A 6450-nucleotide genomic window follows, 5' to 3' on the forward strand; every position below is an offset into this window, starting at 1 on the left:
AATCGAATTATAAATTTTTGTCATTTTTCCTCGCTCCATTTCTTACCTTATGTAAGTTATCTTAACGAATAATAAGAAAAGATGCGAGAATTTCGACTTTAAAAGCTCTATATAGACATTTTCTTAAGGTTCATTCGTTTCTCTTAAGTACGAACCTCTATACTTATTATACCAATTCTTAGATCAATCTAAAAGTGTCCCTGGCATTTACAAGAAATTAAATCGACAAAAAAATGGAGCAGATTGCTCCATTTTTAGAAGTTAAATGACAATCGTGTCACCTGGCATGATTGTTGAATCAGTAGTCCAACCATTGTCCGCCAATAATTGATCGACACTGATACCGAATTTTTCAGCAATCCCCCAGATTGAGTCACCAGATTGAACGGTATAAGATTGACCGCTCGCTTGTGCTGAAGATGTCGTTTGAGTAGTTTGCTGTACCCCTTGATCAGCTGCAGTCTGGGTTTGATCCGTCGTTTGAACTGCTGTGCCTGCTCCCGGTGTGTCAAAGCGAGTCAGATTGTAGCTTTGGATCAATGAGATCAATTTGCTGGCATAGCTAGGGTCTGTTGCATAACGACCAGTTAAATAAACTGCCGCATCTTGGTAACTATTTGTGTGGCTTTTCCACGCGCCTGCATAATAAGAGCTGGCTAATAAGCTGGCATGAGCTTGGAATGATTCAGCATAACTGCTGTAAACAGCGAATGGTTCATTCATTGTTACCCATTGCCCATTTAAATATTCTTGTGTACTCATAGTCACTGATGGTCCGCCGCTATATTCTTTTACCCCAAACAAATTGTAATAAGGTGCAGCAGATAATGTAGAAGTACCAAAGCCGGTTTCAACCAAAGCTTGGGCCACCATGATTGATGCGTAAAGATCGCTTGACGCTGAGACCTGCATCGCCGAAGCACCTAATTGCTCGATGAAGGCGGATTGATTTTGAACTTGACCAGTTTCAGCTGCGTTGGCTTTTACAGTATTCATGTTTAAAACAGCGGGTGAAAGGATCATCGCAGTTCCTAACAAAGGAACTGTTCTTTTTGCTGTTTTCAGCCGTTTTTCTTTTTGCTGTGTTTTTATATAATTGTACTTTTCAATGCGGGTTTTAAATTGGTTCATTCTATACCTCCAAGAAACCTTTACAGAGCTCTCCATTTTTGATTACTTTAAAAGTATAATCCAAGAACAATTAACAAACAATTTAAATCCCACAAATTCACTAATTTGTCATTACTTCGTAACATGCGTAATGAAAAAGTTGTTATGTTTCGCTTTTAAACTACTTGATTTTTTTGTATCTAGCTTATTAACTGCTATAATTTTGCAAAAAAGTGAAACAGCAGGAAAAATACTTCTGCTGTTTCACTCTTTAATTTCTAATTATATTTTGTTTACATAATTATTTTATGCGTCTAATTGCTGGTTCTGAAAAACTAATTGATCATCGAACAATTCGATGGAAACTTTTGTTTTCGGCATGACACGTCCAGCAATTATTTCTTTCGCTAGCGGCGTCTCTACTTCACGTGTGATGAAACGTTTTAGAGGTCGTGCACCATATTGCGGCTCATAAGCTTTTTCGGCGATCCAGCTCTTGGCATCTTCCGTAATAGCTAATTGAATTTCTTGTTCTTCCAAACGATGTGACAAATGCTGCACGATTTTCTCAACGATCCCTTTCACATCATCTAAGCTTAACGGTGTGAAGAGAATCGTATCATCGATTCGGTTTAAAAATTCTGGTTTGAAGTGGCCCCGAAGCATACTTAAGACTTGCTCCTTCGTGGCTTCGGGGATTTTTCCGTCAGCCGTCACTCCATCCAACAGCACCTGTGACCCGATATTGCTGGTCATGATCAACACAGTGTTTTTGAAATCAACTAAACGTCCCTTAGAATCTGTTAAACGTCCATCATCTAATACTTGCAGTAAAATATTGAACACATCAGGATGAGCCTTTTCAATTTCATCCAGCAAAATGATCGTATAAGGATTGCGGCGAACAGCTTCGGTTAATTGTCCGCCCTCTTCATAACCGACATAACCTGGAGGCGCTCCAACAAGTCGTGACACTGAATGTTTTTCCATGTACTCACTCATATCGATCCGTACCATGTGGTCTTCCGAATCAAATAGATTTTCTGCTAGTGCTTTGGCAAGTTCAGTTTTACCTACACCAGTCGGACCTAAGAATAGGAAAGAACCTAGCGGACGGTTCGGATCTTGCAGACCCGCACGCGAACGTAATACCGCATCACTAACAGCGTCTACTGCTTCATCTTGACCGATTACGCGTTTATGCAACGTGCTGTTTAGACTCAAGAGTTTTTCTCGTTCACCCTCGACTAATTTGGTTACAGGAATGCCAGTCAGACGACCAACAACTTGAGCAATTTCATTTTCAGTCACCGATTCTTGAACCATCTTGATGTCATTCTTTTGATTCTTTTCTTCCAATTCAGCTAGTTCTTTTTCTAAATTTGGAATCGTTCCGTGACGAAGAACCGCAGCCCGCTCTAAATCGTAATTGTTTTCCGCATCTTCTAATTCGTGCTTGGCCTGATCGATTTCGGCCCGCTTATTAGAAACCACATTAACTTCTTCTTTTTCGGTTTCCCATTGCAATTTCATCGCATTGGTTTCTTCCCGCAGATCCGCTAATTCTTCTTGTAGATTTTCTAGGCGTTTTTTACTTGCGTCGTCGCTTTCTTTTTTCAATGCCGCTTCTTCGATTTCCAGCTGCATCAAACGGCGAGTTACTTGGTCAAGTTCGGTCGGCATCGAGTTCATTTCCACTCGGATGCTGGCACTGGCTTCATCGACTAGGTCGATCGCTTTATCCGGTAAGAAACGATCGGTGATATAACGATCAGATAGTGTTGCAGCGGCCACCAAAGCGTTGTCGTGAATATTGACACCGTGATGGATTTCAAAACGTTCCTTCAATCCACGTAAAATACTGATCGTATCCTCAACTGTTGGTTCCTTAACTAATACTTTTTGGAAACGGCGTTCTAAGGCCTTATCCTTTTCCATGTATTGGCGATATTCGTCGAGCGTCGTTGCGCCGATCAAGTGCAATTCACCGCGAGCCAGCATAGGTTTTAGAATATTTCCGGCATCCATGCTGCCTTCTGTTTTTCCTGCTCCAACAATATTATGAATCTCATCGATAAACAGCAAAATTCTACCGTCCGATTTTTTGACTTCTTTCAATACTGCTTTTAAGCGTTCCTCAAACTCGCCGCGGAATTTCGCACCGGCAATCAACGAACCCATATCCAATGAGAACACGGTTTTATCCTTAAGGTTTTCAGGTACATCTTTACGCACGATCCGTTGGGCCAGTCCTTCTACGATGGCCGTCTTACCAACACCGGGTTCACCGATTAACACTGGATTATTTTTCGTCTTACGTGAAAGTATCCGGATCACGTCGCGAATTTCTTCATCACGGCCGATAATTGGATCTTGCTTGCCGTTTTTGACTTGCTGAACTAAATCAACGCCATATTTTTCTAATGCTTTATAAGTTTCTTCTTGATTTTGTGAGGTCACCCGATCCCCTCCTCGCATTTCTTCAATATTTTTTTGTACTTCCTTTTCATTCAAGCCTTGCTGGTTCAAATATTTCGTCAAGGAATAATTTTTTAATTTCATCAACGCTAAGATGACGATTTCCGTTGATAAGAAATCATCTTGAAATTTTTCACGTAATTTATCTGCTTCGTTTAAAAGGTTAAAGAGATTTTGGCTAAGGTTTTGCCCATACTGAACGTTGCCGCCGCTGATGGTAGGATATTCATCCAAGGCCTTATCTACTTCCCGTTCAAATTGGTCAACATCAATCCCTGCATCCGTATAAAAGTTTCGGCCAAAATGATTTGGCTGTAAAAAAATCTTCCACACATGAGCGATATCGATTTCTTGATGATGTCTTGTTACCGCGATCTGCTGTGCTTCTGCGATCGTCTCTTGTAAAGTTGTCGTCATTTTTTCGATATTCATAAACATACCTCCGACATAATTAATTTTTTACATATATTAGTATATAACTTTGGTCAGTAAAGGTCAAACAATAAAGCTCATCGTTTTCCAAGTTTATTATTATGAAGAAAAACAAAATAATGCTACAATTCTTTCATTACTAATAAGACGATAGTTAGTATATTTACGTTCCAGCACATCAATTTTTTATAAAATGAGCTGTAAAATGCTAACTGTATTATTATAAAAACGTGAAAATCAAGCTCATCTTTCACTAAAAAAGGATGAGGGCTTTAGGATAAATAAGGAGAGTGATTCGATGATTTCTCGCGTAATCGGATTTGAAAGAGGCTTTCAACTTAAGGATGGAAACCATTTTGAAAAATATGAAGTCATGCTGCCTAAATTAAATAAATTTGATCTTGTTGTAAGGAATCTGGCTGTTTCGATCAATCCAGTAGATACAAAACTGAGACAAGACAGCAAAAGTATACCAAAACCCCATATCTTAGGGTTTGACAGCGTGGGTATTGTGTCTCATTTAGGCAGTGACGTAAAAAATATCGAGATTGGTGATCGGGTATTATTTGCCGGTACCACGACACGATTCGGTAGTTATAGCGATAGACAAGTGGTCGATTCTCGAATTGTCGCAAAGGTGCCCGGCGGAATCTCAACTGACGAAGCAGCAGCGATGCCATTAACCTTTATAACTGCTTATGAAATGTTGTTTGAAAAAATGGGCTTAACACCTCAAGAAGGACAGAATGAAGGATCGATCATGATCATCAATGGTGCTGGCGGTGTCGGATCAGTAGCTACCCAGTTAGCAAAATGGGCCGGGCTAACTGTGATCACTACTGCCTCTCGCAAAGAAAGCAAGGAGTGGTCAGAAAAAATGGGCGCTGACCATATTATCGATCATCATAAGGATCTGACTAAACAATTAAAAAAAATCGGTTACCAATCATTGCCTTATATTTTGATCCTACATTCAACCGATCGCTACTTTGATGAAATGAGCGACCTGCTTGAGCCTTTTGGTCATCTTGGCTCGATCGTTGGAACAAATAAAGACTTAAATTTGGCGAAATTGAAAAATAAATCCGGCAGCTTTGATTGGGAATACATGTTTGCTAAGACCGACTATGATCATAATATCGCCTCACAAGGAGCGATTTTAGAACTCCTCGTTCAACTGATGCAGGAGAAAAAAATCAAGAGTACTTTGACCAAGATTATTCCTGGGTTTTCACCGAGAGTCTTCTATAAAGCCCACCGATTTGTCGAAGAAGATACTATGATCGGCAAACTGGTTGTACATTACTAGATAACGAATATAGAAATTTTGACAAAAAAAAGAAGTCAACGAAATCAGTCGTTCACTTCTTTTTTTGCTTCTTTAATTTCATGATTGATTTGACGCTGCTTATTGAAGAGTACGTAAATCATACCGATCAGAAATGGCAATAAATACGTAGCATAGCGATATAGCAGCAAAGAAGACACCGCATCGACTTTCCCAACTACATGTCGGAATAATAGTACATAAACAAATTCAAAGCCGCCGATTCCTCCCGGCGCTGGTAAAATTCCTCCGATAATCACCGTGAAGCTGATCAATGCTACCGTCAACCACAGATCGATATCAGGATAATCTTTTACTAAAATAAAGAACGGCAGCGAATACCATACAACCAATTTTGCCATATTTGAACAAAAGACACGAAGAACCGCATTTCGATCCTGAATGAAGGTTTTGATTGCTCCTCGTAAAGAATAGACTTGATTGTTCACCTGATCCACAATATTCCGCAGCTTTTGACTTTTGAACAGCCGATTACAAATAATCACCAACAATACTTGAGCATTTATATTCAAACTCAAAACTAATAAAGCTGAAATAATCAGCAAAGTCACCAGAATCCCGGCGAGCACCAAAAAGATCCCATTGGCAATGTGCGCTTGGATTGCATTGCTTTTCACGACTAAGAAGAACAAAGCCCAAATCATCAGGGCAATTTTGTAGGTGACCATCCGCAAAGCACTCGTCCCTGTCCCTTCAGAGTACCTCAGATCCTTCTTATGATAATAGATCACCTCAGATACGATTGAACCCGTTCCGAAAGTAACGACCCGATAAAAGGTCGCGTAGGCCGATGCAAAAAAACCATCGCGAACAGTAAAGTCTGGATTAAACTCTCCAGCAATATTTTTGATAGTATATCCTTCGATTACCTGACTAAGTAATCCCAATCCGGTCACACCTAAAAGCACCGGTAAAGAAGTTCTGCCAAGCTCAGTAAAAATATCGCTTAATGAATCACGGATCACAAAAATAATTACACCGATCATTACAACAAACAACAAGATATTTAGAATCAGTTTACGATTGATTGATAGGTTCATTTTAAAAAAACTCCTAATTCCGATAAATGACTTTATTTCTTA

Annotated in this window: 4 protein-coding genes; 1 reads left to right on the forward strand and 3 read right to left on the reverse strand. The window is 39.7% G+C overall.

Annotated features, from left to right (window positions below):
• Nucleotides 1-261 precede the first annotated feature (261 nt).
• Both A5875_RS05450 and clpB read right to left on the reverse strand, forming a co-directional pair.
• A complete protein-coding gene (locus A5875_RS05450) occupies nucleotides 262-1131 on the reverse strand; it encodes a glucosaminidase domain-containing protein (protein WP_088932678.1) in 870 nt (289 codons plus the stop codon).
• Nucleotides 1132-1416: 285 nt separating this feature from the next.
• The gene (clpB, locus tag A5875_RS05455; RefSeq protein ID WP_088932679.1) at nucleotides 1417-4020 is read right to left on the reverse strand and encodes an ATP-dependent chaperone ClpB; all 2604 of its coding nucleotides are present in this window, start codon (nucleotides 4018-4020) and stop codon (nucleotides 1417-1419) included.
• A gap of 298 nt (nucleotides 4021-4318) precedes the next feature.
• On the opposite strand from clpB, the gene A5875_RS05460 reads away from it, so the two are divergent.
• Nucleotides 4319-5329, forward strand: a complete 1011-nt coding sequence (locus A5875_RS05460; RefSeq protein WP_088932680.1) for a zinc-binding alcohol dehydrogenase family protein — start codon at nucleotides 4319-4321, stop codon at nucleotides 5327-5329.
• A gap of 44 nt (nucleotides 5330-5373) precedes the next feature.
• On the opposite strand, the gene A5875_RS05465 is transcribed toward A5875_RS05460, so the two are convergent.
• The gene (locus A5875_RS05465) at nucleotides 5374-6408 is read right to left on the reverse strand and encodes a lysylphosphatidylglycerol synthase transmembrane domain-containing protein (protein WP_088932681.1); all 1035 of its coding nucleotides are present in this window, start codon (nucleotides 6406-6408) and stop codon (nucleotides 5374-5376) included.
• Between the last annotated feature and the right edge of the window lie 42 nt (nucleotides 6409-6450).

The organism is Enterococcus sp. 3H8_DIV0648 (genome assembly GCF_002140655.1).
In the GTDB taxonomy this organism is placed as follows: domain Bacteria; phylum Bacillota; class Bacilli; order Lactobacillales; family Enterococcaceae; genus Enterococcus_A; species Enterococcus_A hulanensis.

What these genes read in the sequence shown, in the direction of transcription:
- A5875_RS05450 (WP_088932678.1), bottom strand. Translation starts at nt 1,131, where the DNA reads ATGAACCAATTTAAAACCCGCATTGAAAAGTACAATTATATAAAAACA.
- A5875_RS05465 (WP_088932681.1), bottom strand. Translation starts at nt 6,408, where the DNA reads ATGAACCTATCAATCAATCGTAAACTGATTCTAAATATCTTGTTGTTT.
- A5875_RS05460 (WP_088932680.1), top strand. Translation starts at nt 4,319, where the DNA reads ATGATTTCTCGCGTAATCGGATTTGAAAGAGGCTTTCAACTTAAGGAT.
- clpB (WP_088932679.1), bottom strand. Translation starts at nt 4,020, where the DNA reads ATGAATATCGAAAAAATGACGACAACTTTACAAGAGACGATCGCAGAA.